At 40.2% G+C, this 2,056-nt stretch carries 1 protein-coding gene and 1 pseudogene; one reads left to right on the forward strand and one right to left on the reverse strand.

The features are described 5' to 3' along the window. Positions 1-594: 594 nt before the first annotated feature. Positions 595-855: a hypothetical protein gene (locus JFN88_RS16305; RefSeq protein WP_199020327.1), complete on the reverse strand. Its 261-nt coding sequence runs from the start codon at positions 853-855 to the stop codon at positions 595-597. Positions 856-945: 90 nt separating this feature from the next. Here JFN88_RS16305 and JFN88_RS16310 point away from each other — a divergent pair. Then, positions 946-1,526: pseudogene (locus JFN88_RS16310) on the forward strand (transposase); the annotation flags it as partial. Positions 1,527-2,056 lie beyond the last annotated feature (530 nt).

A 2,056-nucleotide genomic window follows, 5' to 3' on the forward strand; every position in this document is an offset into this window, starting at 1 on the left:
CCCCTTAAAACGGGCTCGGACTGCGATGAAAGTGACATTTTCATAGACAAATTAAGGTGACATTTTCTCAGATAATTGACATGGCATTATTTTGGAAGGGGATTTACCCCACCCTGTTGAGCGGGTCAAGGTACATTATGACTTGAACACAGGTCGCCATTCTATACCAAAATGGCTGACTGCTTCTGTTATTATTGCATGATCCATTTCATTGGATATTCATCGCTGTTGGATTCCAATAGTATTTTGAAAATATTTCAACCGATTATTAGCTTTAATCTCTTGCTTTCTTACAACGATTTTTCTCCGTTTACCGTTACGGCTGTTTGGCGTTGTCTTGGCCTTGCTTCATGCCTCTCATAGCCCAGATGTGTGTGGGCTTGCACTGTTGCGAGTTTAAAAGCTGGAGTTAAAAGCTGGAGCATACGAAATATTCCGCCCCGATACACAGCTTACGATTTTTCATGACACTCATTCCCCATGTATTCTCAATAGAATGATTAAAGCACAAAAACCCGTAAGAATTCACTTTTTTCAAGTGTCCATCTTACGGGTTACATTTCATAATCACCAATCAATTTTCCAGTTTAATCTTCAATTCAATTTAATATTTATTCTTCTCAATTGATCTTTCGAACTCCAATTATCGGGCTTTTCGTCTTTATCAAACCATTTCGCCCCCTTAGCAATCCAATTCTCTCGATACTCAGGGATCTTACTCCTTTGATCATATCCAAACTGAAATTTGCAGCATGGACATATTTCAAAACTCCCTGCTCCTGCATCTCCATCATTAATATAAGGTTCATCTTCAAGGCAATCGAAGCCACATACAGGGCAAATATAATTTGCCATATAAAACACCTCTATTATTTTTTATTAATTTCATCTGGATATTATTTAAAATTTTTACATATATTAAAACGCTCCCTAATCCATGTATAAATGATCTCCAATGTGACGAACAAGATTGTACCGCCCATCAAAGAATGGCAAAATCGTCCGCTGCAGAGCGTTTATACCTCCCATATTTCTGGACTCGATTCACTTCAAGGTGAAGCAAGACGGTGTCTTGAACAAGGCAGCTTACATAGTCATTGGCATCGACCTGGATGGCAACAAGGATGTCTTGGGGATGTGGATCGGCGAAGTTTGGGTTGAGCGTACGGAATGACCTCAAAAACCGTGGCGTTCAGAACAATCTGATTACGTGTGTGGACAACCTGAAGGGCTTCTCTCAGGCCATCATCGCCTGCTCTCCGAAGACGGAGATTCAAAAGTGCATCATCCACCAAATCCGCAAGCTGATCTACAAGGGCAAACATGATCGAAAGTTACCACCGCCAGCTTCACAAGATCACCAAAGGAAAAAGCATCTTCCCGACAGATGAAGCGCTGCTGAAGATGCTGTATCTAGTCACCATGGACGTCACCTGCAAATGGACAGGCCGTGTTCAAAACTGGGACAAATGTTGTTGCAACTCTCGATCTTCTTTCCCGAGCGCATCGGACAACATTTGCCGTGAAAGCTGCTCTCCCCCATGGGGAGATTCTCTTTTCATGAGTTTACACATCATTCTTGACAGACACGACGTTCACGTGTCCCCTTGCCGCTCCCATGGTCTTTTTAATATTTTGACATGTTTCAAGATAATTCCACCCCTTAAAGCTTCTTCCTTCTAATTCTAGCTAATGCGAACGTAGAAGGACGTCCCAATCACATCAAAGCTTTCAACGCAGACACTACTTTATATACAGTCATGATTGTTATAAGGCCGGAATTGTAACCCAAAAGTAATCTACATCGGTTGTCAGGTTGAGATGTCAAGCACAAGCTTTAAGATTGAGCCTTTATTCTTATGATTTATTTTTCATCTCTTTTAAATATCATCGGAATTAGCAGTTAATGCAGTATACTTCTCCAGAAAATTACCTCTGTATTGAATAGTTGCTCGTTGTCTACAAATAATTTCATCATATAATTTTTTCCTTTTTACGACAAGTTCGATCTTCTCCATATTATCTGTTAGTAAAATTAGCTTTCTTGAAACAAAAT

It is taken from the genome of Paenibacillus roseus, from assembly GCF_016424485.1.
Classification (GTDB): Bacteria; Bacillota; Bacilli; order Paenibacillales; family Paenibacillaceae; genus Paenibacillus_D; species Paenibacillus_D roseus.

Excerpts from the sequence above, each read along its gene's own strand:
- JFN88_RS16305 (WP_199020327.1), bottom strand. The coding sequence starts at position 855 with ATGGCAAATTATATTTGCCCTGTATGTGGCTTCGATTGCCTTGAAGAT.